Source organism: Microbacterium sp. BLY, assembly GCF_017939615.1.
Classification (GTDB): domain Bacteria; phylum Actinomycetota; class Actinomycetes; order Actinomycetales; family Microbacteriaceae; genus Microbacterium.
In genome coordinates, this window is sequence record NZ_JAGKSR010000002.1 from 118,798 (window position 1) to 142,903 (window position 24,106).

A 24,106-nucleotide genomic window follows, 5' to 3' on the forward strand; every position below is an offset into this window, starting at 1 on the left:
CCGCCCGGGCGACTCAGCGGCGAGGACGAGGGCGAGAGCGAGGGCGCCGGCGAGAGCGACGGCGGAGGCGGACGGCCAGGCTCAGCGTCCGTCGGAGGGACAGGCCGAGGGCGAGCGCCGCCGCCGTCAGGACTGCGGCCACCGCGACGGGGGAGAGGGGACCGGCGCCGCTGGCGAGAGCGACTGCTCCCCACGCCGGCCCGATCACGGCGCCGATGTTCAGCGCGGCGGTCGCGTACGACCCTCCCATGGTCGGAGCTCCGGAGGCGGCGTACAGCACCCGGGTGATCAGCGTGCTGCCGACGCCGAACGACAGCACGCCCTGCACGAAGACGAGGGCCAGCAGTGCGATCGGCTGCGTCGCGACCGTCGCCAGGACGATCCAGCCGCCGAGCAGCAGCGGGGTGCCGATGGCGAGCAGTGCGGCGGCGTGGCGGTCCGCGAGGCGGCCTGCGATCGTCACTCCCGCGAACGAGCCGACGCCGAACAGCACCAGCGACACCGACACCGCCGCCGGGGGCAGGCCGGCGGTGTCGGTGACGACCGGTGCGAGGAAGGTGAAGACCGCGAACGTGCCCGCGTTGACCAGCGCCGCCAGGATCATCGTGAGCGCGAGGCGGGGTGTCGCGAGCAGAGCGAGTTCCGCCCGCAGGGACGGGGGTGTGGTCTCTCCGGCGCTGTCCCGAACGGTGTCTCGCCCGGCGGGCGTCGCGGTCGTCTGCGCGGCGATCGTGGCCGGGACGCCGCGGAGGACGCCGAGGAACGCGACGACGCAGAGGAGAGCCACGGCGGCGAAGGGTGCCCGCCAGGTCAGCGCGGTGCCGAGCAGGGCGCCGGCGGGGACGCCGACGATGGTCGCGATGGTCGTTCCCGAGAGCAGGACGGCGAGCGCGCGCCCGGTTCGCTCCCGGGGCACGAGGAGGGTGGCGGTGCGCAGGGCGACGGCGAGGAACCCCGCGTTCGCCAGAGCGCTGAGCACGCGGGTGGCGAGCAGGAGGTCGAACACCGAGGTCAGCGCGCCGACGATGTGGCAGAGGCCGAAGACGGCGAGGCAGGCGAGGAGGGTGCGGCGGGGCGGCCAGCTGCGGGCGAAGGCAGCCATCGTCGGGGCCCCGACGACCATGCCGACGGCGAAGGCGGACGTGAGCAGGCCGACCGTGCCGACAGGGATGTCGAGATCGGCGGACATCGCGGGGATGAGCCCCGCGAGCATGAATTCCGACGTGCCCATGACGAAGACCGCCAGGGCAAGGGCGTAGAGAGCGAACGGCATCGAGTTCTCCGAGGTGAGAGGGAAGAGGGACTTCTCGTCACCACGGTCAGCGCCCGTGTCACGGCGCGCGTCGGCCAGGACGGCGGACGGGGATCAGCGGAGCACGGGGCTGACGGTGTGACCGGCAGCCCCCGACCTGTCTGATTCGGGACTCGACATGTCTCCACTCTATGGGACGGTGCAGGTGCGGGTGCAGGTGCAGGTGCAGCCGGAGACACGCCCCGGGCCCGGGCGAGGGAACCGGCCTCACGGATTCCAGCTCTCGGGAAGGGGAGTCGTCGCCGGGAGAGCCGCACCCGGGCGGACGTCACCGGGCAGGCGCCAGCGGGGTAGACGTGACAAGAGAGTGGCATCGCCAGGGTGAGACATCGCCGGGGAAGCCGTCACCAATCGGGATCGTCGCCCGGGAGGCGCGACGGCACCCGGGGGTCACCCCCGGTCGAATCGGTGAACGTGACCGTGTGCGGCACCGGCGGCCGGTCGATGTACGTCCGTCCGGTCGGGCTCGTCCATTCGAGCACCCCGCCCGGGCGCTGTTCGACGTGCCACGGCGAGTGGTGTTTGAGCATGTGATGCCGTCGGCAGAAGGTCGCGAGGTTGTCGTGCGCGGTCTCGCCGCCGAGGGCGGCGTCGTGATTATGATCGAGGTCGCATTTCCGCGGCATCAGGCCGCAGCCGGGGAACCGGCATCGCTGATCGCGGGCCCGCAGGTGCCGGCGGAGGTCTTCGCTCGGCCGGTAGCGGTCGACGGCCAGCAGTGCACCGCTGATCGGGTGGGTGAGCACGCGGTCCCAGCCGCTCGCCGCTCCGGCGAGTCGGCGGGCCGTGGCCGGGTCGATGGGGACCACTCCGTCGAGTTCCGCGGGAAGCACCGGAGTCTCGGCCGACCCGCCGATCCGGTCGTCGTGCATGAGGCTGAGCACCGGCACCGTGACCTCGATCCGAGCCCGAAGCTCCGAGAGAAGCCCCGCTTCCGAATCGTGCCCCGCCGGAGCTCCCGTGAGGACGAGGTCAGCGAGCAGATCCGCGCGAAGCTGATCGATCGTCCTCTCATCGGAGGCGGAACCGGAAGCGGAAGCGGAGGCGGAGGCGGAACCGGAATCGGAGGCAGAACCGGAGCCGGAACCGGAACCGGAACCGGCGGCGGAGGCGGAACAAGAGCCAGACGCGCCGGCGTCAGCGTCCGCGGCGGTCGAGAGGGCGGCGCCACCCTCGGCGAGGGCCTGGCGCGCCGCGTGCCGCCGTGCCCGCGCGTTCTCCTCACGAACGGCATGCGCCATCTGCGAGAGCCGGTCGTACATGCCGTGCACGAGGGCAGCCGGTCCGCGGGCTCCGAGCTCGGCCATCCCGTCGTCGAGATCGGTCACCCAGATCCGCCGCAGCTCCCTGGCATCGCGGTGACGTTCGACGAGCGTGCGCTCCTGGAACCGGTCGGCCAGTCGCCGCACCTGGCGACGCACCCGGTTCGGCGACTCGACCGCGGCCACTTCGATCGCTTCGTCCGCGAAGCGGGCACGATCGTCGGGGTCTGTGAGGTGCGCCCCCGCCTCGACGATCACGCGCGCGTGTGCCCCGCTGATCCGCCCGGCGCCCTGCGCCTGCCACACCGCGGGAAACCGCTCGACCAGCCAGGAGGCATCGGACATCTTGCGCTCGATGGTGCGGTCGCTCACGCGTTGCGCGGCGCCGATCTCGGCCGCGACCGTGCGGATCGCCATGTCGCCGCCGTCCGGGTGCCGGGCCTGCCGCGCGATGTCGACCGCGAGGCGCCCCGCCATCGCGAGCAGCCCGTCCCGCGCGGCCTGCATGCTGCTCAGGGTCTTCTCCGCCGCCTCCAGTCCGGCCACCAGATCGGCGAGGATCGCGATCTGGGAGTCTGTGGCATCGAGCAGTGCGGGCATGACCTCAGTCCATCACCCACCACCGACATTCGAACGAAGATTCGAAGGAGTCTGGCCGAAAGTCTGATCACGAAAAGGTAACGAACGTGATTGACTGGCCCGGTGCTCCTGAACGTCATCGAAGCCGGGGAGGGCGACCGTGTCGCCGTGCTGCTGCACGGGATGATGGGGTCTGCCGAGAGTTGGCACCGCGTGGTCCCGCTGCTCGTGGAGCGGGGCTTCCGCGTGCTCGCCCTCGACCTGCCCGGCCACGGTCTCTCACCGCGTGATCCGGACCTCACGATCGAGTCGGCGGCGGATGCCGTCGTCGAGACCCTCGCGCAGCACCGGAGCCGCGCGGACGTGCACGCGGCGGACGGCCGCGCCCCGCTCGCCGTGGCCGTCGGCCACTCCTTCGGTGCCACGGTCCTGGCCGCCGCCGCACCTCGACTCGACCCGGCTCTCGCGGTCTACGTCGACGCGCCCCTGGCCCTCCAGGGCGGCCAGGAACGCGCCGCTCTCGTCGCGCGGTACGAACACGACCGCCGCACGCGGATGTCGCCCGCCGAACTGCGCCGGCTCCGTCCCTTCTATTCGGTGGACGACGCCGCGGTCGAGGCGCGCGCCGCCGCGCGGTTCGACCCCGCGACGGCCGCATCCGTCTCCTGCGGGGCGGACGGGCAGTGGTCCGCGGCACCCGGCTCCATCGTCGTCCGCGCGGAGCCCAGCGCCTGGGTCACCGACGAGGACGCGCGACGGTTCGAGCACGGCGGGGTGACGGTGCGCAGCATCCCCGGCGCCGCGCACACCGTGTGGCACAGCCACTTCGAGGTCTTCACCGCGGCGCTTCCGGAGATCTTCGCCCCATCGCTCGTCTGACCGGGAGACCGCGCGACGTGGCGCGACTACCCTGGAGAGGACATGGCACATCTTCTCGGGGCCGAAGCCCTGCACCTCGAATACCCGACCCGCGTCGTCTTCGACGCCGTGACCCTCGGCATCGAGGAGGGTGACCGCATCGGCATCGTCGGCCGCAACGGCGACGGCAAGTCGAGCCTGCTCGCCATGCTCGCCGGCCGGAAGGAGCCCGATTCCGGACGTGTGACGGTCCGGGGCGGCACCCGCATCGGGGTGCTCGACCAGGCCGACACGCTCCCCGACGACATCACCGTCGGTGCCGCGGTCGTCGGCGATCTCCCCGAGCACGAGTGGGCCGGCGATGCCCGCGTCCGCGACGTCATCGAGGGGCTGCTAACCGATCTGCCGTGGGACGCGGAGGTCGGCTCCCTTTCCGGCGGTCAGCGGCGTCGGGTGTCGCTCGCGAAGCTGCTGACCGGCGACTGGGACGTCATCGCGCTCGACGAGCCGACCAACCACCTCGACGTCGAGGCGATCACCTGGCTCGCCGGGCACCTCAAGAAGCGCTGGCCCGCGAACGCCGGCGCCCTCCTCGTCGTGACCCACGACCGGTGGTTCCTCGACGAGATCTGCACCGAGACGTGGGAGGTGCACGACCGCATCGTCGAGCCCTTCGAGGGCGGCTACGCGGCTTACATCCTGCAGCGGGTGGAGCGCGACCGGATGGCGGCGGCGACCGAGGCGAAGCGACAGAACCTCGCCCGCAAGGAGCTCGCCTGGCTGCGTCGCGGTGCTCCCGCCCGCACGAGCAAGCCGAAGTTCCGCATCGACGCGGCCAACGAACTCATCGCCGACGTGCCCGAGATCCGCGACAAGGTCTCCCTGCAGTCGCTCGCTGTCTCGCGGCTGGGCAAGGACGTCGTCGACCTCCTCGATGTCGGGGTGACGTACCCTTCGACAGGCTCAGGGACCCAGGCTTCGACAGGCTCAGGGACCCAGGCTTCGACGGGCTCAGGGGCCCAGCCGGGCAAGACGGTGCTGAAGGACGTCGAGTGGCGCATCGCGCCGGGGGAGCGCACCGGCATCCTCGGCGTGAACGGCGCGGGGAAGTCGACTCTCCTCGGCCTCATCTCGGGCACCGTCGAGCCGACGGAGGGGCGGATCAAGCGAGGGAAGACCGTGCAGGTGCGCACGCTCACCCAGCGCCTGGACGAACTCCTGCCGCACTGGAACGACCCGGTGCGCGTGGTCATCTCCGGTCTGCGCACGTCGTACACGCTCGGTGCGGGATCGAAGGCGCAGGACCTCACGCCCGGCCAGCTCCTGGAGCGGCTCGGATTCTCGTCCGCCCAGCTCTCCACCCCGGTGAAGGATCTGTCCGGTGGGCAGCAGCGGCGGCTGCAACTCCTGCTCGTCCTGCTCGACCAGCCGAACGTGCTCATCCTCGACGAGCCGACGAACGACATGGACACCGACATGCTCGCCGCGATCGAGGATCTCCTCGACTCCTGGTCGGGCACGCTCCTCGTCGTCAGCCACGACCGGTACTTCCTGGAGCGGGTGACGGATCAGCAGTATGCGATCCTTCCCGGTCCGGACGGCGCGGGGCGCCTCCGGCACCTCCCCGGCGGCGTCGACGAGTACCTGCGTCTGCGGCAGCGCGTCGAGAGCGGCCCCACCAAGTCGGCCGTCGCCGAGGCTCCGACGCCGAGCGGTCTCGACGGCGCGGCTCTCCGGGCGGCGCAGAAGGAGGCCGCCGCCCTCGAGCGCCGCATCCAGAAGCTCACCCAGCAGGTCGACGCGGCCAAGCACGCCCTCGCCGACCACGACCAGTCCGATTACGAGGGCCTTGGCGAGCGGATGAAGGCGATCACGGCACAGGAGGCCGAGATCGAAGAGCTGGAGCTGCGCTGGTTCGAGCTCACGGAGGAGATCGGCTGACGGAGGAATATCCTTCTCCCATGACTGTTGGGAGGTAGCGATGGAAGGCCTCGAAGTAACCGTCCTGCTCGGACTCACGATCCTCGTCGGAACCCTGATCGCCCCGCGCGTGCGTCTCGCGCTGCCCCTCGTCCTCGTCATCCTCGGTCTGCTGCTGGGGTTCATCCCGCCGCTGCGCGAGGTGCAGCTGCCACCGGAGACCGTGCTGCTGCTGTTCCTGCCGGTGATGCTCTTCTGGGAGAGTCTCACCACGTCGCTCCGGTCGATCCGGCGCGACTTCCGCTACATCGTTCCGATGAGCACCCTGCTCGTCGTGGCCTCCGCGTTCGCCGTCGCCGGCATCGGGGTGCTGTTCGGCATGCCCTGGGAGATCGCGCTGCTCCTCGGCGCTGCGGTCGCTCCTCCGGACGCCACGGCGGTCGCCGCGCTGGGGCGGCTGCTCCCGAGACGCATGTTCATGAAGCTCAAGGCGGAGAGCCTCACCAACGACGGCACGGCGCTGGTGCTCTACGCGATCGCCGTGTCGCTGGCACTCGGCGGCCAGGTCACTCCGCTCTCGGTGACGTGGGACGTACTGGTGTCGTATGTGGGCGGGATCGCCGCGGGCATCGTGGTCGCGGCCCTCGCCACCCTGCTGCTGCGCCGCGTCTCCTCGACGATCGTCATCAACGTGACCCTCCTGCTCGTACCGTTCTCGGCGTTCCTCCTCGCGGAACTGGTCCATGCGTCGGGCGTGCTCGCCGTGGTCGTCGGCGGCCTCATCGTCGCCTGGGTGTCGCCCCGGGTGACCACCGCGGCCTCGCGCCGGCAGGCGGACGCCGCCTGGCCGTTCGGGGTGTTCCTCCTCAACGGGGCGCTGTTCGTGCTGATCGGCCTCGAGGTGCAGTTCGTCGCGCACGAGATCTCCGCCGCCGCCATCGGCCGCCTCCTCCTCGTGACGCTCGCCGTGTGGGCGACCCTGTTCGTCGTGCGCTACGTGTTCCAGCTCCTCAACGTGCTGTTCCAGCGTCGCACGGCCGAACGCCCGCCCCGCGGCGCGCGCTCCCGCGCCCGACTCGTGTCCACGGTCGCCGGCATGCGCGGCGCCGTGTCGCTCGCCATCGCGCTGTCCGTGCCGGCGGGCGTCTCCGACGGGGCCATCGTGGGCGGCCGCGACGAGATCGTCTTCGTGACCGCCGGGGTGATCCTGCTCAGCCTCCTCGTGCAGGCTCCGCTCCTGCCCGCGCTCGTGCGCTGGGCGCGGTTCCCCGCCGACCACGCGGAGGACGAGGAGTACGAGCTCGCCGAGCGGGCGATCTCCGGCGCCGCCCTCGCCGCCCTGGACGACCTGGCGGAGGAGCACGGGATCGGGCAGGAGGTGCGCGACCGGGTGCGCGCCGAGGGCTACCAGGCGCTCGAGTTCGCGAATGCGCGCACGCTCGCCCGGGAGCAGGCGCTGATCGACGCCGAGGCGGACGTGCTCGATGAGATGCTCGGCGAACCGGACCCCTATGGCACCGGGGGAGAGGAGCGAGGCGAGGAAGAGCCCGGCGACGTCGCCGTTTCCGCCGGCACCGCTCCCGACCCGGACGGGACGGAGGGGACGACGCTGCGGATGATCGCGACCTCCGCCGACGTCGACCTCGCCCAGCGCTCGCCGCTCGTGCGCCACGAGGAGCACACGCGCCTCAAGCTCGCGCTGCTCGACCGCAAGCGCGAGGTGCTGCTGGGCCTCCGTGGTGCCGGCACCGTGGACGACATGGTCGTCCGCCGCATCTCCGCGCGTCTCGACCTCGAACAGGTGCGGCTGCAGGGCATCGAAGAGCTCGACTGACCCGCCACTCGCGCGGCTGTGACGCCGTGTGACATCCCGATTCCACGACAGCGCACGCGCCTGCCTAACGTTGTCGAGTCCCGCCAGGAAGGAACCCCTCATCATGTCTCGCCGCACCACCTCCGTTCTCGCCGCGCTCGCCGCGGTTCCGCTGTTCGTCGCCCTCGCCGGGTGCGCAACGTCGTCGGACGCCGGCTCCGGCTCCGAGGACGAGACCGTCAAGATCGGCGTCGTCGGCAAGGGCGACGCGCAGTGGGCGCCGTTCGTCGAAGCGGCCGCCGAGGAGGGCATCACGGTCGAGCTCGTCGACTTCGGCTCGTACGAGCAGCCGAACCCGGCGCTGACCGAGGGCGAGATCGACCTCAACCAGTTCCAGCACATCGTGTACCTCGCGGAGTACAACAACGCCTCCGGGTCCGACCTCACGCCCATCGGCTCGACTGCGATCTACCCGCTCGGCCTGTACTCGACGAAGTACGACGACGTCGACGACATCAAGAAGGGCGACACGGTCGCCGTCCCCGACGACGCCTCGAACCAGGCGCGCGCGCTCAACGTGCTCCAGCAGGCGGGCCTGCTCGAGCTGAAGAGCGGCGGCACCCCGTACTCCGACCTCGCCGACATCGACACCGACAAGTCCAAGGTCACGGTGACCGCGCTGGAGGGTGCGCTCATCCCGACCTCCCTCCCGGACGTCGCGGCCGCGATCATCAACAACGACTTCGTCCAGGACGCGGGACTCACGTTCGACGACGCGATCGCGCAGGACGACCCGGAAGACCCGAACGCCCTTCCGTACGTGAACATCTTCGCGGCACGCGCCGAGGACGCTGACAACGAGACGTACCGGAAGCTCGTCGAGATCTTCCAGACGAACGAGGACGTCCAGGCGGGCCTGCGGGAGTCGTCCGGCGACACCGCTGTGCCGCTGCAGACCCCGGTCGACGACCTGGTGGCGTCGCTGGAGAAGGTCCAGAAGGACGCCGAGGAGAAGTGACGGACGACGGGGTGCGAACCGCCCCCGTCCGATGAGGGAGAATCGGGTGGCGCCTCCTGCGCCGCCCGATTCTCCGTTTCCCGAGAAGCAGACCGGAGCAGCACATGCCGATCGTCACCCTGACGAACGTCTCCAAGACCTATCCCGCCCGCAACCGCGGCGATCGCGAGATCGTCGCCGTCGACGACGTCACCCTCTCCATCGACAAGGGCGACGTGTTCGGCATCATCGGTTACTCCGGTGCGGGCAAGTCGACCCTGGTACGCCTCATCAACGCCCTGGAGCCCGCGACGCGCGGGACGATCACGGTCGACGGCGTCGACATCACGGCGCTCAAGGAGAGCGAGCTGCGCGCCGTGCGCGGCGGCATCGGGATGATCTTCCAGCAGTTCAACCTCTTCTCGTCGCGCAGTGTCCGGGCCAACATCGCGTATCCGCTCAAGCTGGCCGGCTGGTCGAAGCCCGACATCGAGGCGCGCGTCGAGGAGCTGCTGTCGTTCGTCGGCCTCTCCGACAAGGCGAAGGCGTACCCGGAGCAGCTGTCCGGGGGGCAGAAGCAGCGCGTCGGCATCGCCCGCGCCCTCGCCACGAAACCCGCCATCCTGCTTGCGGACGAGGCCACGAGCGCACTCGACCCGCAGACGACGCACGAGGTCCTCGACCTCCTGAAGCGCGTGAACGAGGAGCAGGGGGTGACGATCGTGGTGATCACGCACGAGATGGACGTGATCCAGACCATCGCCACCCGCGTCGCCGTCATGGAGAACGGCCGCGTCATCGAGCAGGGCGATGTGTTCGACGTCTTCTCCGCCCCGCAGAACCCGGCATCGCAGCGGTTCGTCGGAACCGTGGTCAAGGGCGTGCCGTCGCCGTCGGAACTCGCGGTCCTGCGGGACCGGCACACGGGACGCCTGGTGACCCTGTCGTTCCGTGACGGCGATTCCTCTCAGGCCCAGGTGTTCCTCGATCTCGCATCGGCGGGCCTCGACTTCGAACTGGTCTACGGCGGGATCAACGACATCCGGGGCCGTGCCTTCGGCCACCTCACGCTCGCGATCCGGGGTGATGCCCGCGCGATCGACGAGGCTCTCGCGCGGATCGCGGAACGCGTCGAAGTCACCGTCATCGCCGGAGAGGAGGCCCGCTGATGGATCGTCTGAACGAACTGTGGCCGGAGTTCTGGCAGGCCGCGCTCGAGACCCTCTACATGACGTCGTTCGCCCTCGTCCTCGGCGGGGTGCTCGGACTGGCCGTCGGCGTCCTGCTGTACGTCACGCGCCCGGGTGGCCTGCTGCCGAACCGGGTGGTCTCGGGGCTCGTCAACTTCGCGGTGAACTTCTTCCGCCCGATCCCGTTCGTCATCTTCATGGCGGTCGCGCAGCCGTTCGCCCGGCTCGTCGTCGGCGTCGGCATCGGCACCACCGCCGGCGCCTTCATCATCGGTCTCGCCGCGGCGTTCGCGATCGGCCGCATCGTCGAGCAGCATCTCGTGTCGGTGTCGCCCGGTGTCATCGAGGCGGCGCGGGCGATGGGTGCCGGTCCCTGGCGGATCCTGTTCACCGTCGCGATCCCCGAGTCACTCGGACCCCTCATCCTCGGATACACGTTCATCGTCGTCGCGCTGATCGACATGACGGCGATGGCCGGTCTGATCGGCGGCGGCGGGCTCGGCGCGTTCGCGCAGATCTACGGTTTCCGGCAGTTCGAGCCGCTCGTGATGTGGGCGGCCATCATCCTGATCGTCGTGTTCGTGCACCTCGTGCAGCTTCTCGGCGCACGACTCGCGCGGAAGGTCATGCGCCGCTGAGCGTTCCGCGCGCCGGGGCCTCCTGCAGGCTCCGGCGCGTGCGGAACATCCGCTCCCGTCCCGTGAGCGGGTCGGTGAAGCGGAGCTCGCGGGCGAGGAGCTGGAGCGGACGGGTGAAGTCGTCCGGGCGCTCCGGCTGCAGCACGGGGTAGAAGCCGTCGTGCAGGATGCCGAGTCCGAGTGCGGCGAGGTGCACGCGGAGCTGGTGCATCTTCCCGCTGTGCGGCCGCAGGAGCGTGTGCACGACGCGATCGTCGGCGGCGATGACCTCGATGAGCGTCTCGGAGTTCGGCTCGCCCTCCTCGTCCACCTGCACGCAGACCTGGCCGCGGAGCTTCTCGATGCGGTTGCGATAGACGAGGGGGAACCGATCCGGGTCCCAGTCAGCCGAACGCGCGGAGACCGCCTCGTACACCTTCTCCACCCGGCGGTCCTCGAACAGCAGCTGATACGCACCCCGGGTGGCCGGGCGTGCCGAGAACATCAGCAGCCCCGCGGTGGCCCGGTCGAGGCGGTGGATCGGAGTGAGGTCCGGATTGCCGAGACGGTTGCGCAGCCGGACGAGGGCGGAGTTCTGCAGGTACTTCCCACCCGGGGTGGTGGGCAGGAAGTGCGGCTTGTCGACGACCACCAGGTGCTCGTCCTGGTGGAGGATCTCCTCGGTGAACGGGATCACCTTCTCCACCGGAGGCTCGCGGTAGTACCAGACGAACTCCTCGGCGCCGAGAGGCGTGTCCCGGGTGAGCGGGCGGCCGTCGCGGGCGACGATCTCCCCGCGGTCGAAGCGGACGAGCAGGCGCTCCGGGTCCAGGTGGAAGAACCGTTCGACCATGTACGCGGCGACGGTGGGCCAGGCGCCCGTCAGGGGCACGTGGAGCCGCGTCGCGCCGACACCGTCGCGCACGGGGAGCGGGGAGGGCATGCCCATGTGTCGGCCTTCGGAGCAGGGGTCGCGGGGCCGCGACCGGGTCCTCCCAGCCTAGGCGACCGGTCGTGACCCACCCTCGGTCCGGGTGCACGATCCGGTTCCGGTCGCACGATCAGGTGACGCCCATCGTCCGGCATCCGTGTCCGGATCGTGCAGGTGAAACAGGACACCGGACCGGACGGAGCGGGACGGGACCGGGTCAAGTGTCGAAGCTGAGGCTCAGCTTGCGCAGCAGCGCGGCGAGGCGGTCGCGGTCGGCGCGCGAGAGCGCCCGCAGCAGCTCCGCCTCCGCATCCACGAGGCGGGTGATCGCCGCGTCCACCCGCACCCGTCCGTCGTCGGTCAGGGTCACGAGCACGCTGCGGCCATCCGCGGGGTCGGCCTCCCGGCGCACGAAGCGTCGGCCCACGAGGCGGTCGATCCGGTTGGTCATGGTGCCGCTCGACACCAGGGTCTGCTGGAGGAGCTGCTTGGGGGAGAGCTGGAACGGGGAGCCCGCCCGGCGGAGAGCCGACAGCACGTCCCACTCCCAGGGCTCCAGATCGCTGCGACGGAAGACCTCGCGGCGGGCCCGGTCGAGGTGCCGGGAGAGGCGGTCCATCCGGGACAGCACCTCGAGGGGGGAGAAGTCGAGGTCGGGACGCTGCGTGTTCCACGCGCCGACGATCCGATCGACCTCATCCGCCTCGCTCATCCGTTCATTATCGCGCGCGAGGGCGCCGCCTGCGGCGGCGACGCGGGCAGGAGCCGGGTGAGGAAGACGCTGTGGGGGTCGGGCAGGTAGGTGCCGAAGGCGGCACCTTCCCGGAAGCCCGCGTTCGTGTACATCGCCCGTGCGGGGGCGAAGAAAGCGTCCCTTCCGGTCTCCAGGGAGACCCGGCGGACGCCGCGCGCGGCGGCGTCGGCGAGGAGATGATCCAGCATGGCCCGTCCGATACCGCGCCCGCGGAACGCCGGGTCGGTGCGCATCGACTTCAGCTCCTCGTGCCCGTCCTCGACGACCGCCAGCGCTCCGGTCGCGGCGAGACGGCCCTCGACGATCCCGGCGAAGAGGCGGATGCGAGGAGTGAGCAGACGGTCGAGAGGGAGCGCATGCTGGCTCTCCGGCGGGGCGGTGCCCTCCATCTCCGCGTGGTGCGCGCCGATGAAGGCGGCGATCTCCGGGGTGGCGGCGGTGACGCGCTCGATCACGATGCTCATCCGGCCAGCATTCCAGAACGGTGTTTCCTCCGGATGACGGGCGCGCGCCGCGCGCACAGGAACCGGCGCGCGGACGTGGCAGACTTATCGGGCGGTGCCCCGGGGCGCCGCGGTCCGCCGTGGTGTAATGGCAGCACGACAGCCTTTGGAGCTGTGAGGTCTAGGTTCGAGTCCTGGCGGCGGAGCATGACTGGGAACAACCTCGCCATCATCGTCCTCGCCGCAGGCCAGGGCACCCGTATGAAGTCGCGCCTGCCGAAAGTGCTGCATCCGATCAGCGGACGTCCGCTCGTCGGGCACGTGCTGACGACGGCGACGCGCCTCCAGGCCGCGCACATCGAGGTGGTCGTGCGCCACGAGCGCGACCAGGTGGTCGCCGCGCTGCGCGAGGACTACCCGGACGCCGTCTTCGTCGACCAGGACGACGTGCCGGGCACCGGCCGGGCCGTCCAGGTGGCGGTCGACGCCCTGCCCGCCGACTTCGACGGCGACGTGCTCGTGCTGTCCGGGGACTGCCCGCTGGCCGATGTCGACACGCTCTCCGCCTTCCTCGCCGAGCACCGCGCCTCCGGTGCCCCGGCGACCCTCATGACCGCCCTCGTCGACGACCCCACCGGCTACGGCCGGGTCATCCGCGACGCCGACGGCGATGTGGACCGCATCGTCGAGCAGAAGGACGCGACCCCGGAGGAGGCGGAGGTCCGCGAGATCAACGCGGGCATGTATGTCTTCCGTGCGGCGACGCTGCGCACCTACCTGCCGAGGATCGGCGTGGACAACGCCCAGGGCGAGATGTACCTCACCGACGTCCCCGGTCTCGTCCGTCGCGACGGCGACCGCGTCGCGGCGTCGATCGTCGCCGACGTCGAGGTCACGTTCGGCGTCAACGACCGCGCCCAGCTGGCCGAGGTCGGTCGCCGGCTGAACGCCCGCATCGTGCGCCGGTGGCAGCTCGAGGGCGTCACGATCGTCGATCCCGCCACCACGTGGATCGACGACGACGCCACCCTCGCGCCCGACGTCACGATCCTGCCGAACACCCAGATCCTGCGCGCCACGACGATCGCCGCCGGCGCGACGATCGGCCCGGACACCACGCTCGTCGACTGCGAGGTGGGGGAGGACGCGGTCGTGCGCCGCACCGACGCGACCCTCGCCGTGATCGGCGCGGAGGCCACGGTCGGACCGTTCTCCTACCTCCGCCCCGGCACCGTGCTCGGCGCGAAGGGGAAGATCGGCGCCTACGTCGAGACGAAGAACGCCGAGATCGGCGAGGGCAGCAAGGTCCCGCACCTGTCGTACGTCGGCGACGCGACGATCGGCCGCGGTGTGAACCTCGGCGCGAGCACCATCACCGCCAACTACGACGACGTCAACAAGCACCGCACCGAGATCGGCGACGAGGTGCACACCGGCTCGCACACGGTGCTGGTCGCGCCCGTTAGGCTGGGAGCAGGTGCGAAGACCGGCGCCGGCGCCGTCGTCCGCAAGGACGTCCCGGCCGGTGCCCTGGCCATGAGCGTCGCCCCCCAGCGCAACGTCGAGGGGTGGGTCGAGAAGAACAGAGCAGGCACGGGAGCGGCGGATGCCGCGGCCCGGGAGAATTCGGCGGAATAGGCGGAGCATGGCCCGGAAGAAGAAGACGGTCGACCTGGATCGCGACAACGGGGTGGCCCCCGGCATCATCGCGAAGACCAAGAAGCGACTCGTCGTCGCCGGCGGACGTTCGCATCCCGAGCTCACCGCCGCCGTCGCCGCCTCGCTCGGCACCGAGATCGCTCCGGTCGAGCATCGCACCTTCGCCTCCGGTGAGATCTACGCGCGCTTCGAGGTCTCCATCCGCGGCGTCGACCTCTTCCTCGTCCAGACGTTCGGCGAACCGGTCAACGAGTGGCTCATGGAGACGCTCATCATGATCGACGCCGCCAAGCGCGCCTCGGCGAAGCGCATCACCGTCGTCGCCCCGTACTACCCGTATTCGCGTCAGGACAAGAAGGGCCGCGGCCGCGAGCCGATCAGTGCCCGGCTCGTCGCCGACCTGCTGAAGACGGCGGGTGCCGACCGGGTCATGAGCGTCGACCTGCACGCGGCGCAGATCCAGGGCTTCTTCGACGGTCCCGTCGACCACCTGTTCGCCAAGCCGGTGCTCCTGGAGCACTTCGAGCGCACGCTGAGCCCGGAGGACCGCGAGATCCTCACGGTCGTCTCCCCGGACATGGGACGCGTCCGCGTGGCCGACACCTGGTCGGACAGCCTCGGCGCCCCGCTCGCCATCATCCACAAGCGCCGCGACCCGAAGGTGGCCAACCAGGTCTCGGTCCACGAGATCGTCGGCACCGTCGAGGGCCGGACGTGCCTGCTCGTCGACGACATGATCGACACGGGCGGCACGATCGTGAAGGCCGCACAGGCACTGAAGGCGAACGGTGCGCACCGTGTGATCGTCGCGGCGACCCACGCGATCTTCAGCGACCCGGCCTCGGAGCGTCTGCAGGACGCGGCGATCGACGAGGTCGTCGTCACCGACACGATCCCGCTGTCGGCCTCGCGTCGCTGGGAGACGCTGACGGTCCTGCCGATCGCGCCGCTGCTCGCGCGCGCCATCCACGAGGTCTTCGAGGACGGTTCCGTCACGAGCATGTTCGGCGGGGACGCGTAACGCATCGGAACGGCACAGCCCGCGCATAGCCGGGTTGCCTACGGTCGTGATCATCGACGGAAGAGTCGACCGACGCCGACCACGGAGGACATCATGATCCGCACCACCGTTCCGACCTCTGTCCGCACGGGCTCCGCGCTCCTCGGGATCGCAGGGCTGTTCGTCCTCGCCGGATGCTCGTCCACCGGCGGCACCGCCGACGCGCCGGCGGGGGCCGACCAGACCACCGGGTCGAACTCCTCCTCCTCGAGCGGCGGCGACGCGTCCGGCACGTACAAGGACGGCACCTACACCGCCGACGGCTCGTACCAGACGCCCGAGACGGTCGAGGAGATCAGCGTCACGCTCACTCTCGCGGATGGGGTCGTGACCGATGTCGAGGTGACCGGCGATCCGAAGGCGCCCGAGACGGAGCGCTACCAGGGCGAATTCATCGACGGAATCGCCGATGAGGTCGTGGGCAAGCCGATCGACGAGCTGAAGGTCAGCCGGGTGGCCGGCTCGTCGCTGACGAGCGGCGGATTCAACGACGCCGTCGCCGCCATCAAGGAGCAGGCCGCCGCGTAGGCGCGAGGCGTCGTCATGGCGGGCTGGCGTTTCGAGGCGATCGGCACCGGGTGGGAGATCGAGACCGGTGCACCGCTTCCAGATGACGTCCGGGCAGCGGTGACCGCGGAGATCGAGCGGTTCGACCGGGCTTGGTCCCGGTTCCGGGACGACTCGGACGTGACCCGACTCGGACGGTCCGGGGGCCTGCTGGCGTCACCGGATGCGGCCGCGATGCTCGACGCCTACCGCGAGCTCGACGCGGCGACGGCCGGGGCGGTCAACCCCCTGGTCGCGGACAGCCTCGCGGCGCTCGGCTATGACGCCGCGTACTCGCTGACGGCGGGGGACCCGCGCCCGGCACCGGCGGCCTGGGCCGATCGGCTGACCTGGTCGGAGGACGCGGTGGCCGCGGCGGCCCCGGCGCTGCTGGACGTGGGTGCCCTCGGCAAGGGCCGTCTCGTCGACCGGGTCATGCAGGTGCTGAGCGGCATGCCCGGCGATGTGGTCGTGGACGCCGGTGGCGACATCCGCGTGCGCGGCGCCGCCGTGCGGATCGCTCTGGAACACCCGTACGACGCGCGGAAGGCGATCGGGGTGGTCGAGCTCCGGGACGGCGCGCTCTGCGCCTCGGCCGTCAACCGTCGCGCCTGGGGCGACGGGCTCCACCACGTGCTCGACGCGCGCACCGGGCAGCCCGTGCGCACGTGGGCCGCGACGTGGGCGCTCGCCCCCGAGGCGATGACGGCCGATGCCATCGCCACCGCGCTGTTCTTCGACGGCGGCCCCGCCCTCGCCGAACGGTGGCGCACCGAGTGGGTGCGCATGACGACCGACGGTCGGGTGCAGCGCTCGCCCGGCTGTCCCGCCGAACTCTTCACCGCGGCCGCCGCCGCGACCGGAACCGGGGGAGACAGGACACCATGACCACCGCTTTCACCGCTGTCCGCCAGCGCGTCCTCGCCGTGCTGGGGGCGCTGTCGATGTACCGCCTCGTCCTGTTCGCGCTCGCCGCGCTCGCACTCGTCGCCCTCGTGCTCTCGCTGCTCGGTGTGATCGTGTCGCCGACCCCGCTCGAGCTGGTGGTCTCGTTCGCGGTCCTCGCGGTGGTCATCTCCGCGGTGGACGCCGTCGCGCAGCGGATCGTCCGGCTGCCGTGGCGCGTCGAGTCGTCGCTGGTGACGGCCCTCATCCTGCTGTTCGTGCTGCGACCGGGGGTCGAGCCTGCGGCGCTGCTTGGCCTCGCCATCACGGGCGCGGTGGCGAGCGCGTCCAAGTACCTCCTCGCCTGGCGCGGCCGGCACATCTTCAACCCTGCCGCGTTCGGCGCCGCCGTCGTGTCGATCCTTGGGGCCTTCGGCAGCCTCGACTGGCTGGGGACGTCGTCGTCGTGGTGGGTCGGCACCCCCGTGCTCGCGGTCCCGGTCGTGCTCCTCGGGCTCGCCGTCCTGTGGCGCACGGAGAAGGTGCGGGTGGTCCTGCTCTTCCTCGTGGTCGCCGTGGCCACCTCGATCGTGCGGCAGGCCGTGCAGGCCGTGCAGTTCGACGTGTCGTTCGACCTCGCGACGGCGCTGTCGTTCGCGGTGCTGCAGTCACCCTTCCTCTTCCTGGGCGCGTTCATGCTGTCGGAACCGCTCACCCTCCCGCCCCGACGTCGCCAGCAGCTCGTCGTCGCCGTGGTGGTCGGCGTCCTCGCCGGCTGGCCGATCTCGGTGGCGGGCCTCTTCACCCTCGGGCAGGAGCGCGCGCTGCTCATCGGCAACCTCGTCGCCTTCGCGTTCGCGCTCCGCGGGTCGGTGCGTCTCGTGCTCGAGCGGCGGGCGTTCGTGACTCCCACCGCGCAGGAGCTCACCTTCCGGGCACAGGGGCCGGTCCGGTTCCTTCCCGGTCAGTACCTCGAGCTGGATGTACCCCACCGGCGACCGGACGCGCGGGGCACTCGTCGCGAGTTCAGCATCGTCTCGGCGCCGGCCGATCTGCCGACCCTCCGGATCGCGTACAAGAACGGCGACCAGCAGCGTCCGTCGAGCTACAAGCGGGCGCTCGCGGCCGCCGAGCCCGGCGCGACCTTCGCCGTGACGGGAACCTGGGGCGACTTCGTCCTCCCGCGCGGCGACGAACCCGTGCTCATGGTGGCGGCGGGCATCGGGGTGACGCCGTTCGTGTCGCAGCTCCGGCAGCTCCGGGCGACGGGGGAGCAGCGCGACATCGTCCTCGTCTACGTGGCCGCATCGGCGGAGGAGCTCGCGTTCCGCGACGAGCTCGCGGAGACGGGCGTCCGCACGGTCGTGTTCACCCGGGACGAGCCCGCCGACCTGCCGGCCCACTGGACCTGGGCGCAGGGGGCCCGACTCGACGCCGACACCCTTGAGCGTGCGGTCGGAGACCTGTCCGCCCGCCACGCGTTCATCTCCGGGCCGCCCCGCCTCATCGCCGACCTCGCGCCCGCGCTCCAGAAGGCCCGGTCGCTCACGACCGACGCCTTCGCCGGCTACTGACCCGCCTCGCCCTCGCCCCGCCCAGGCCCTCGCCCCGCCCGGGCCCTCGCCCCGCCCCCCATCCTCCAAGGCCCCCATCCTCCAAGGCCCCGCCCCTGGCACCGCCTGCACGATCCCGCCCCGCCCGCGCGACCTCTTCCCCAGTCTCGTCGTGCATCCGTTCTCCGATCGTGCAGGTGTGCCCAGTCGCCGTGGAGATACCGGTGCACGACCGGGGTGCGGGTGCACGACGGGCTGCCGGGTCTCGTCGTGCGTCCGCCTTCTGATCGTGCAGGCGGGGCCGATCACTGTGTGGAGACGGGGGCACGACCGGGGTGCGGGTGCACGACGGGCTGCCGGGTCTGTTCGTGCGTCCGTCTTCCGATCGTGCAGGCGCGGCCGATCACTGTGTGGAGACGGGGGCACGACCGGGGTGCGGGTGCACGACTCTTCTCGGGTCTCGTCGCGCGTCCGTTTTCCGATCGTGCAGGCGGGGCGGGGCGTGCAGCGGGGCGGGGCGTGCGGGTGGGGCGGGGGGTCCGGAAGGGGCGCGTCAGGCGTCGGGGGGAGTGTCCCCCTCGGGCGGGCTCAGCGGGAGCCGGACCGTGAAGGTCGTGTCACCGGGCTCGCTCTCCACGGAGATCCGCCCGTGATGGCCTTCCACGATGGCCTTGACGATCGCCAGGCCGAGGCCCGTCCCGCCGGTCTGGCGGGCGCGGGAGCTGTCGCCGCGCGCGAACCGGGCGAACAGCTCGTCGCGGAGGGCCGGGTCGATCCCCGGACCGTCGTCGTGCACGCGCAGCATGGCGTCGCCGTCCTCCTGCGTCACCGTCAGTGTGACGGTCGTCCCGGCAGGAGTGTGGGTGCGGGCGTTGGCGAGGAGGTTCGCGACGACCTGGTGCAGTCGTCCCGCATCGCCCACGACCGTGACCGGCTCGTCCGGGACCTCGATGTTCCAGTGGTGGTCCACCGCGGTGGGACGGGCGTCCGAGAGCCCCTCGAGCGCGAGCTGCGCGAGGTCGACGGTGCCGTACACGAGCTCTCGGCCCTCGTCGAGGCGCGCGAGGAGCAGGAGATCCTCGACGAGGCGCGTCATCCGCAGCGACTGGGCCTGGATACGCTCCAACGAGGATGTCGTGCTCTCGACGACCTGGTCCTCCCTGGTGGATTCCGGGGCCTGGCGCAGGGCGCGCAGCGACAGCTCCGAGTACCCGCGGATGGAGGCGAGCGGCGTGCGCAGCTCGTGGCTGGCGTCCGCGACGAATCGCCGCATCTGTTCCTCGTTCCGCTGGCGTGCCGCGAGCGACGTGTCGACGTGGTCGAGCAGTTTGTTGAGGGCCGCCCCGACGAGACCGGTCTCCGTCCGCGGGTCTGCCTCGCTCGCCGGCACGCGCTCCGTGATGCTGACCTCGCCGCGGTCGAGCTGCTGATTGGCGACCCTCGTCGCGGTCGCCGCGACCGCCCGCAGCGGCCGCAGCCCGACGCGGATCGTGACCGCCGTGGTGAGGGCGAGGAGGATGAGCCCGCCCGCCGTCGCGAGCAGGATCACGGTGAGGAGCTGGGCGAGCTGATTCTGGACGTCGTCGCGGGGGAGTCCGGTTATGACGACGACGCCGTTGCTCGCGGTCGTGGCGTAGACGCGGTACGAGCCGAGTCCGTCGAAGGAGACGGTGGCGGGGGTGCCGAGGGCCACCGTGCCGTAGAGCTTCTGCAGCTGTTCGGTCGTCAGCGTCTGCGGCGTGCTGTTCAGTGCCCCGCGGGTGTCTTCGAAGGTGACGCCGCTGGGTCCGGCGATGGGGCTGCCGATCGACAGCAGCAGTCCGGGGACGGGATCGAGGCGGGACAGGATGTTGTCGACGGTCGCCTCCGTCGGGGCCGTGCCCTCGACGATCCGGTCGCTGATCGTCATGGCGTAACTCTTGACCTTGTTGTCGAGCTGGTCTTCGAGCGTGCTGCCCAGGGTGGCACTGGTGATGACGGCGACGATGACGAGGATCAGCGACACGAACCCGATCACGGCGGTCATCAGCCGGGTCTGCAGGCTCATGGGCCGTCGCGTCATCGTCGCTCCGCTCACTGCGGGGCCTTGATCATGTAGCCGACGCCGCGCACGGTGTGCAGGAGGGGCGTGCGGCCGGCGTCGATCTTCTTCCGGAGGTAGGAGATGTAGAGCTCGACGACGGAGGACTTCCCGCCGAAGTCGTAGCTCCAGACCCGGTCGAGGATCTGTGCCTTGGACAGCACCCGGCGCTCGTTGCGCATGAGGTAGCGCAGCAGTTCGAACTCGGTCGCCGTGAGGTCGATCTCCACCCCATCGCGGACGACCTCGTGGCTGTCCTCGTTGAGGGTGAGGTCGGCGACGCGGAGGATCGACTGCCCGTCATCGGCGCTCACGTGTCCGGTGCGCCGGATGATCGCGCGCAGCCGGGCGATCACCTCTTCCAGGCTGAACGGCTTCGTCACGTAGTCGTCGCCGCCCGCCGTGAGCCCGGCCACGCGGTCGCCCACGGCGTCCTTCGCGGTGAGGAAGAGGACGGGGACGAGGTTGCCGGCTTCACGGAGCCGCTTCAGGACGGCCATGCCGTCGAGGTCGGGCATCATGATGTCGAGCACGAGGGCGTCCGGCTCGAACTCCTTCGCGACCTGGATCGCCTCGAGACCCGAGGAGGCGGTGCGCACCTCCCAGCCCTCCATGCGCAGGGCCATCGCGAGCAGATCGGTGAGCATCTGCTCGTCGTCCACGGCGAGGATGCGCAGAGGGGAGCCGTCCGGGCGGCGCAGTTCGGGCAGGTCGCTGGTCATGTCTCTATTCTGCGGAATCTCCTATGTGATTTCTATGGAACCGGTTATGGGTTCTCTGAGAGCGGGACTGCCGAATGTCCGTCCCCGGGTCTACCGTGTGCTCATGGTCGACCACGTCGAATCCGCCCCACCCACCGTCCACCGTCCCGCCACCGCCGCTGAGGTCGCCGCACTCGTCCGTGCAGCCGCCGAGGGGGCCGTCCCGCTGACCGTCGTCTCCGGCGGACACGGTCCCTGGTCGCATGAGCCCGCTGCCGGGCTCCGCCTCGAGCTGGGGGAGCTCGCCGCGATCGAGATCGAGGGCACCTCCGTCCGTGTCGGCGGCGGGGCGGTCTGGGGCGACGTCGCGTCGGCGCTCGCCGCCCACGGACTCGCCCTCAGCTCGGGCGACACGGCCAGCGTCGGCGTCGGCGGTCTCACGCTCGGCGGTGGCACCGGCTGGATGGTGCGCGCCTGGGGGCTCGCTGTCGATCAGCTCGTCGGGGCCCAGGTCGTCACCGCGGCCGGTGAGATCGTCGAGGTATCCGTGGATCAGCACCCCGAGCTGTTCTGGGCGCTCCGCGGCGGGGGCGGCAACTTCGGCATCGTCACCCGCTTCGACTTCGCGGCGCACCGCCTCCCCGGGATCGCCCTGGCCGAGTCCGTCGTCGACGGCGACGCGACGGCGGTGCTGCGCGCGGCGCGCGAGCTCCTCCGTGACGCGCCCCGGGAGCTCACGGTCACGTACATGGACGTGCCGCCGATGGACCCGAGCGCCCCTGCGGGAGCCCGGTTGACCGCGGTCTGGGCGGGCCCCGATCCGGACGCGCTGCGCGTCGAGCTCGCGCCGATCTCCGCGCTCGACGGGGTCAGGACCGAGATCACCGAGCCGGCGTATCGCGACATCCTTCTGGAGATGCCGCAGCCCGACGGTGCCGAGGCACCCGCGCCGCCCGGTTTCATCGGCGGGAACGGTCTGGTCGAGGAGCTCGACGACGAGCTCATCGATCGCCTCGTCGCGTTCCGACGCGACTTCCCGGCTTCCGTCGTCTTCCTGCGTTCGCTGGGGGGTGCGTTCGGGGAGGTCCCGCAGGAGGAGACCGCCTTCCCAGCGCGCTCCGCCCGCTGGTTCGTGATGGCGGGAGCGTTCGACGTGCCGGGGCTGCTGGACGATGCGGGGCGGGCACAGGCCGCGACCGACACGGAACGGATCGTCGCGGGGCGTCTCGCGGAATACAGCAACTTCGTCGATTCGGAGCGACCTGACACGGTGCCGGGGATGTACGACGCGGCGGCCTTCGAGCGCCTCCGGGCCGTCAAGGCCCAGTGGGATCCGCGCAACGTGTTCCGCCGCAACCACAACATCCTCGTGTGACGCACGAAGGGCCGGGCGCCTGTGCGGCGCCCGGCCCTCCAGGGACGTGATGTCGTCAGTGCGTGTCTTCCGCCTCGATCTCGGAGCGGTCGCCCGACCACAGCGTGTGGAAGGTGCCTTCCTTGTCGATGCGCTTGTAGGTGTGCGCGCCGAAGAAGTCGCGCTGCCCCTGCACGAGCGCCGCCGGGAGGCGGTCGGCGCGGATGCCGTCGTAGTACGACAGCGACGACGAGAACGCGGGGGCGGGGATGCCGGACTGCGCAGCGGTCACCACTACGCGCCGCCAGGCCGCCTGGCCGCGCGTCAGCGCCTCGGCGAAGTAGGGCGCCGTCATCAGCACGGGAAGGTCGGGCGTCTCCGCGTAGGCGTCGGCGATCCGGTTGAGGAACTGGGCGCGGATGATGCAGCCGCCGCGCCAGATCTTGGAGATCGCGCCGAGGTCGATGTTCCAGCCGTACTCGGCCGCGCCGGCGCGGATCTCGTCGAAGCCCTGCGAGTACGCGACGATCTTCGAGGCGTAGAGGGCCAGGCGCACGTCCTCGATGAACGCGTCCACCTCGTCGGCCGGAACGGTGAACTCCTCGTCCGGGCCCGGAAGCGACGCCGCGACCGCGCGCTGCTCGGGGTGCGACGAGAGCGAGCGGGCGAAGGTCGCCTCGGCGATGCCGGAGACCGGGACGCCGAGCGAGAGCGCCGTCTGCACGGTCCAGGCGCCGGTGCCCTTGGCGCCGGCCTGGTCCAGGATGATGTCGACGAGCGGCTTGCCGGTCGCGGCGTCGACCTGGCGCAGCACCTCGGCGGTGATCTCGATGAGGTACGACTCGAGCTCACCGCGGTTCCACTCGGCGAAGATCTCGGCGATCTCCGCAGGCGCCTTGCCGGTGCCGCGGCGGATGAGGTCGTAGGCCTCGGCGATGAGCTGCATGTCGGCGTACTCGATGCCGTTGTGCACCATCTTGACGAAGTGGCCGGCGCCGTCGTGGCCGACGTGCGTCACGCACGGCTCGCCCTCGGCGACGGCGGCGATGGACTTCAGGATCGGTCCGAGCGTGACCCACGACTCATCCGAACCGCCCGGCATGATCGAGGGTCCGGTGAGGGCGCCCTCCTCGCCGCCGGAGATGCCGGCGCCCACGAAGTTGATGCCGGTCTCGCGGACCGCCTTCTCGCGGCGGATGGTGTCGGGGAAGTACGCGTTGCCGCCGTCGACGATGATGTCGCCCGGTTCGAAGACCTCGACGAGCGAGTCGATCACGGCGTCGGTGGGGGCACCGGCCTTGACCATGATGATCGCGGTGCGCGGCTTCTGCAGGGAGTCGGCAAACTCCTGGTAGGTCGTGGCCGGGATGAAGCCCGCCTCGGGATGCTCGTCCAGGAGCGTCTGCGTCTTCTCGTAGCTGCGGTTGAAGATCGCCACGGTGTTGCCCTCGCGGCTCGCGAGGTTGCGGGCGAGGTTCGACCCCATGACGGCGAGTCCGACGACTCCGATGTTCGCTGATGCTTCGGGCACAGGAGGCTCCTCGATCTGAAGAAGGGTTGTCTTCAGCGTATCGCTGTGCGGTCGATGGAGG

General features: G+C 71.0%; 20 protein-coding genes and 1 tRNA gene. 13 read left to right on the plus strand and 8 right to left on the minus strand.

The genetic code is table 11. The features are described from left to right. Positions 1 to 13 precede the first annotated feature (13 nt). Both KAF39_RS15065 and KAF39_RS15070 read right to left on the minus strand, forming a co-directional pair. The gene (locus KAF39_RS15065; RefSeq protein WP_210678237.1) at positions 14 to 1,273 is read right to left on the minus strand and encodes a Cmx/CmrA family chloramphenicol efflux MFS transporter; all 1,260 of its coding nucleotides are present in this window, start codon (positions 1,271 to 1,273) and stop codon (positions 14 to 16) included. A 383-nt stretch (positions 1,274 to 1,656) separates the two neighbouring features. Then, entirely contained in the window at positions 1,657 to 3,174 is a 1,518-nt protein-coding gene (locus tag KAF39_RS15070) for an HNH endonuclease signature motif containing protein (protein WP_210678239.1), read from the minus strand. 102 nt (positions 3,175 to 3,276) lie between these two features. Between KAF39_RS15070 and KAF39_RS15075 the strand changes: the two genes are divergently transcribed. From KAF39_RS15075 to KAF39_RS15100, 6 genes are all read left to right on the plus strand, one after another. After that, on the plus strand, positions 3,277 to 4,032 hold the full coding sequence (locus KAF39_RS15075; protein ID WP_210678240.1) for an alpha/beta fold hydrolase: 756 nt from the start codon (positions 3,277 to 3,279) through the stop codon (positions 4,030 to 4,032). A gap of 42 nt (positions 4,033 to 4,074) precedes the next feature. Beyond that, entirely contained in the window at positions 4,075 to 5,952 is a 1,878-nt protein-coding gene (locus KAF39_RS15080) for an ABC-F family ATP-binding cassette domain-containing protein (protein ID WP_210678242.1), read from the plus strand. Between the two features lie 40 nt (positions 5,953 to 5,992). Continuing rightward, positions 5,993 to 7,765: a Na+/H+ antiporter gene (locus KAF39_RS15085; protein WP_210678244.1), complete on the plus strand. Its 1,773-nt coding sequence runs from the start codon at positions 5,993 to 5,995 to the stop codon at positions 7,763 to 7,765. Between the two features lie 103 nt (positions 7,766 to 7,868). Then, positions 7,869 to 8,762: a MetQ/NlpA family ABC transporter substrate-binding protein gene (locus KAF39_RS15090; protein WP_210678246.1), complete on the plus strand. Its 894-nt coding sequence runs from the start codon at positions 7,869 to 7,871 to the stop codon at positions 8,760 to 8,762. Positions 8,763 to 8,866: 104 nt separating this feature from the next. After that, positions 8,867 to 9,910, plus strand: coding sequence for a methionine ABC transporter ATP-binding protein (locus tag KAF39_RS15095; RefSeq protein WP_210678247.1), 1,044 nt, complete (start codon positions 8,867 to 8,869; stop codon positions 9,908 to 9,910). Beyond that, positions 9,910 to 10,569, plus strand: a complete 660-nt coding sequence (locus KAF39_RS15100) for a methionine ABC transporter permease (RefSeq protein WP_210678249.1) — start codon at positions 9,910 to 9,912, stop codon at positions 10,567 to 10,569. The genes KAF39_RS15095 and KAF39_RS15100 overlap by 1 nt, the downstream gene beginning before the upstream one ends. Here KAF39_RS15100 and KAF39_RS15105 read toward each other — a convergent pair. The 3 genes from KAF39_RS15105 to KAF39_RS15115 all read right to left on the minus strand — a co-directional run bounded on the left by KAF39_RS15105 (position 10,556) and on the right by KAF39_RS15115 (position 12,697). Continuing rightward, on the minus strand, positions 10,556 to 11,497 hold the full coding sequence (locus KAF39_RS15105) for a pseudouridine synthase (protein ID WP_246878776.1): 942 nt from the start codon (positions 11,495 to 11,497) through the stop codon (positions 10,556 to 10,558). The genes KAF39_RS15100 and KAF39_RS15105 overlap by 14 nt on opposite strands. 199 nt (positions 11,498 to 11,696) lie before the next feature. Further along, complete coding sequence (locus tag KAF39_RS15110) at positions 11,697 to 12,191, minus strand: MarR family winged helix-turn-helix transcriptional regulator (RefSeq protein ID WP_210678251.1); 495 nt, start codon at positions 12,189 to 12,191, stop codon at positions 11,697 to 11,699. Further along, positions 12,188 to 12,697, minus strand: a complete 510-nt coding sequence (locus tag KAF39_RS15115) for a GNAT family N-acetyltransferase (RefSeq protein WP_210678252.1) — start codon at positions 12,695 to 12,697, stop codon at positions 12,188 to 12,190. The genes KAF39_RS15110 and KAF39_RS15115 overlap by 4 nt, the downstream gene beginning before the upstream one ends. 113 nt (positions 12,698 to 12,810) lie before the next feature. On the opposite strand from KAF39_RS15115, the gene KAF39_RS15120 reads away from it, so the two are divergent. The 6 genes from KAF39_RS15120 to KAF39_RS15145 all read left to right on the plus strand — a co-directional run bounded on the left by KAF39_RS15120 (position 12,811) and on the right by KAF39_RS15145 (position 18,400). Then, positions 12,811 to 12,882 (plus strand) — tRNA-Gln (locus tag KAF39_RS15120). Position 12,883: 1 nt separating this feature from the next. Beyond that, positions 12,884 to 14,314, plus strand: coding sequence for a bifunctional UDP-N-acetylglucosamine diphosphorylase/glucosamine-1-phosphate N-acetyltransferase GlmU (gene glmU, locus KAF39_RS15125; protein WP_210678254.1), 1,431 nt, complete (start codon positions 12,884 to 12,886; stop codon positions 14,312 to 14,314). A gap of 7 nt (positions 14,315 to 14,321) precedes the next feature. Then, complete coding sequence (locus tag KAF39_RS15130) at positions 14,322 to 15,356, plus strand: ribose-phosphate diphosphokinase (protein ID WP_210678256.1); 1,035 nt, start codon at positions 14,322 to 14,324, stop codon at positions 15,354 to 15,356. 93 nt (positions 15,357 to 15,449) lie between these two features. Beyond that, positions 15,450 to 15,923: an FMN-binding protein gene (locus KAF39_RS15135; protein ID WP_210678258.1), complete on the plus strand. Its 474-nt coding sequence runs from the start codon at positions 15,450 to 15,452 to the stop codon at positions 15,921 to 15,923. A gap of 15 nt (positions 15,924 to 15,938) precedes the next feature. After that, entirely contained in the window at positions 15,939 to 16,829 is an 891-nt protein-coding gene (locus KAF39_RS15140; RefSeq protein ID WP_210678260.1) for an FAD:protein FMN transferase, read from the plus strand. After that, positions 16,826 to 18,400 carry an FAD-dependent oxidoreductase gene (locus tag KAF39_RS15145; protein WP_210678262.1) on the plus strand — a complete coding sequence of 525 codons (1,575 nt, stop codon included), beginning with the start codon at positions 16,826 to 16,828 and terminating at the stop codon, positions 18,398 to 18,400. Before KAF39_RS15140 ends, KAF39_RS15145 begins: the two co-directional genes overlap by 4 nt. A 532-nt stretch (positions 18,401 to 18,932) precedes the next feature. Here the strand turns inward: KAF39_RS15145 and KAF39_RS15150 are convergent. Then, on the minus strand, positions 18,933 to 20,426 hold the full coding sequence (locus tag KAF39_RS15150; RefSeq protein WP_210678264.1) for a cell wall metabolism sensor histidine kinase WalK: 1,494 nt from the start codon (positions 20,424 to 20,426) through the stop codon (positions 18,933 to 18,935). Positions 20,427 to 20,452: 26 nt separating this feature from the next. Continuing rightward, positions 20,453 to 21,181 carry a response regulator transcription factor gene (locus KAF39_RS15155; protein WP_210678266.1) on the minus strand — a complete coding sequence of 243 codons (729 nt, stop codon included), beginning with the start codon at positions 21,179 to 21,181 and terminating at the stop codon, positions 20,453 to 20,455. Between the two features lie 103 nt (positions 21,182 to 21,284). Between KAF39_RS15155 and KAF39_RS15160 the strand changes: the two genes are divergently transcribed. Then, the gene (locus KAF39_RS15160; RefSeq protein ID WP_210678268.1) at positions 21,285 to 22,535 is read left to right on the plus strand and encodes an FAD-binding oxidoreductase; all 1,251 of its coding nucleotides are present in this window, start codon (positions 21,285 to 21,287) and stop codon (positions 22,533 to 22,535) included. A 55-nt stretch (positions 22,536 to 22,590) separates the two neighbouring features. Here the strand turns inward: KAF39_RS15160 and gndA are convergent, their stop codons facing one another. Continuing rightward, entirely contained in the window at positions 22,591 to 24,045 is a 1,455-nt protein-coding gene (gene gndA, locus KAF39_RS15165) for an NADP-dependent phosphogluconate dehydrogenase (RefSeq protein WP_210678270.1), read from the minus strand. Positions 24,046 to 24,106: the final 61 nt, after the last annotated feature.

Coding starts and splice junctions, on each gene's coding strand:
- glmU (WP_210678254.1), top strand. CDS start 12,884: ATGACTGGGAACAACCTCGCCATCATCGTCCTCGCCGCAGGCCAGGGC.
- KAF39_RS15085 (WP_210678244.1), top strand. CDS start 5,993: ATGGAAGGCCTCGAAGTAACCGTCCTGCTCGGACTCACGATCCTCGTC.
- KAF39_RS15160 (WP_210678268.1), top strand. CDS start 21,285: ATGGTCGACCACGTCGAATCCGCCCCACCCACCGTCCACCGTCCCGCC.
- KAF39_RS15145 (WP_210678262.1), top strand. CDS start 16,826: ATGACCACCGCTTTCACCGCTGTCCGCCAGCGCGTCCTCGCCGTGCTG.
- KAF39_RS15070 (WP_210678239.1), bottom strand. CDS start 3,174: ATGCCCGCACTGCTCGATGCCACAGACTCCCAGATCGCGATCCTCGCC.
- KAF39_RS15080 (WP_210678242.1), top strand. CDS start 4,075: ATGGCACATCTTCTCGGGGCCGAAGCCCTGCACCTCGAATACCCGACC.
- KAF39_RS15130 (WP_210678256.1), top strand. CDS start 14,322: ATGGCCCGGAAGAAGAAGACGGTCGACCTGGATCGCGACAACGGGGTG.
- KAF39_RS15155 (WP_210678266.1), bottom strand. CDS start 21,181: ATGACCAGCGACCTGCCCGAACTGCGCCGCCCGGACGGCTCCCCTCTG.
- KAF39_RS15105 (WP_246878776.1), bottom strand. CDS start 11,497: ATGGGCATGCCCTCCCCGCTCCCCGTGCGCGACGGTGTCGGCGCGACG.
- KAF39_RS15095 (WP_210678247.1), top strand. CDS start 8,867: ATGCCGATCGTCACCCTGACGAACGTCTCCAAGACCTATCCCGCCCGC.
- KAF39_RS15100 (WP_210678249.1), top strand. CDS start 9,910: ATGGATCGTCTGAACGAACTGTGGCCGGAGTTCTGGCAGGCCGCGCTC.
- KAF39_RS15140 (WP_210678260.1), top strand. CDS start 15,939: ATGGCGGGCTGGCGTTTCGAGGCGATCGGCACCGGGTGGGAGATCGAG.
- KAF39_RS15115 (WP_210678252.1), bottom strand. CDS start 12,697: ATGAGCATCGTGATCGAGCGCGTCACCGCCGCCACCCCGGAGATCGCC.
- KAF39_RS15065 (WP_210678237.1), bottom strand. CDS start 1,273: ATGCCGTTCGCTCTCTACGCCCTTGCCCTGGCGGTCTTCGTCATGGGC.
- KAF39_RS15135 (WP_210678258.1), top strand. CDS start 15,450: ATGATCCGCACCACCGTTCCGACCTCTGTCCGCACGGGCTCCGCGCTC.
- KAF39_RS15090 (WP_210678246.1), top strand. CDS start 7,869: ATGTCTCGCCGCACCACCTCCGTTCTCGCCGCGCTCGCCGCGGTTCCG.
- KAF39_RS15150 (WP_210678264.1), bottom strand. CDS start 20,426: ATGAGCCTGCAGACCCGGCTGATGACCGCCGTGATCGGGTTCGTGTCG.
- KAF39_RS15110 (WP_210678251.1), bottom strand. CDS start 12,191: ATGAGCGAGGCGGATGAGGTCGATCGGATCGTCGGCGCGTGGAACACG.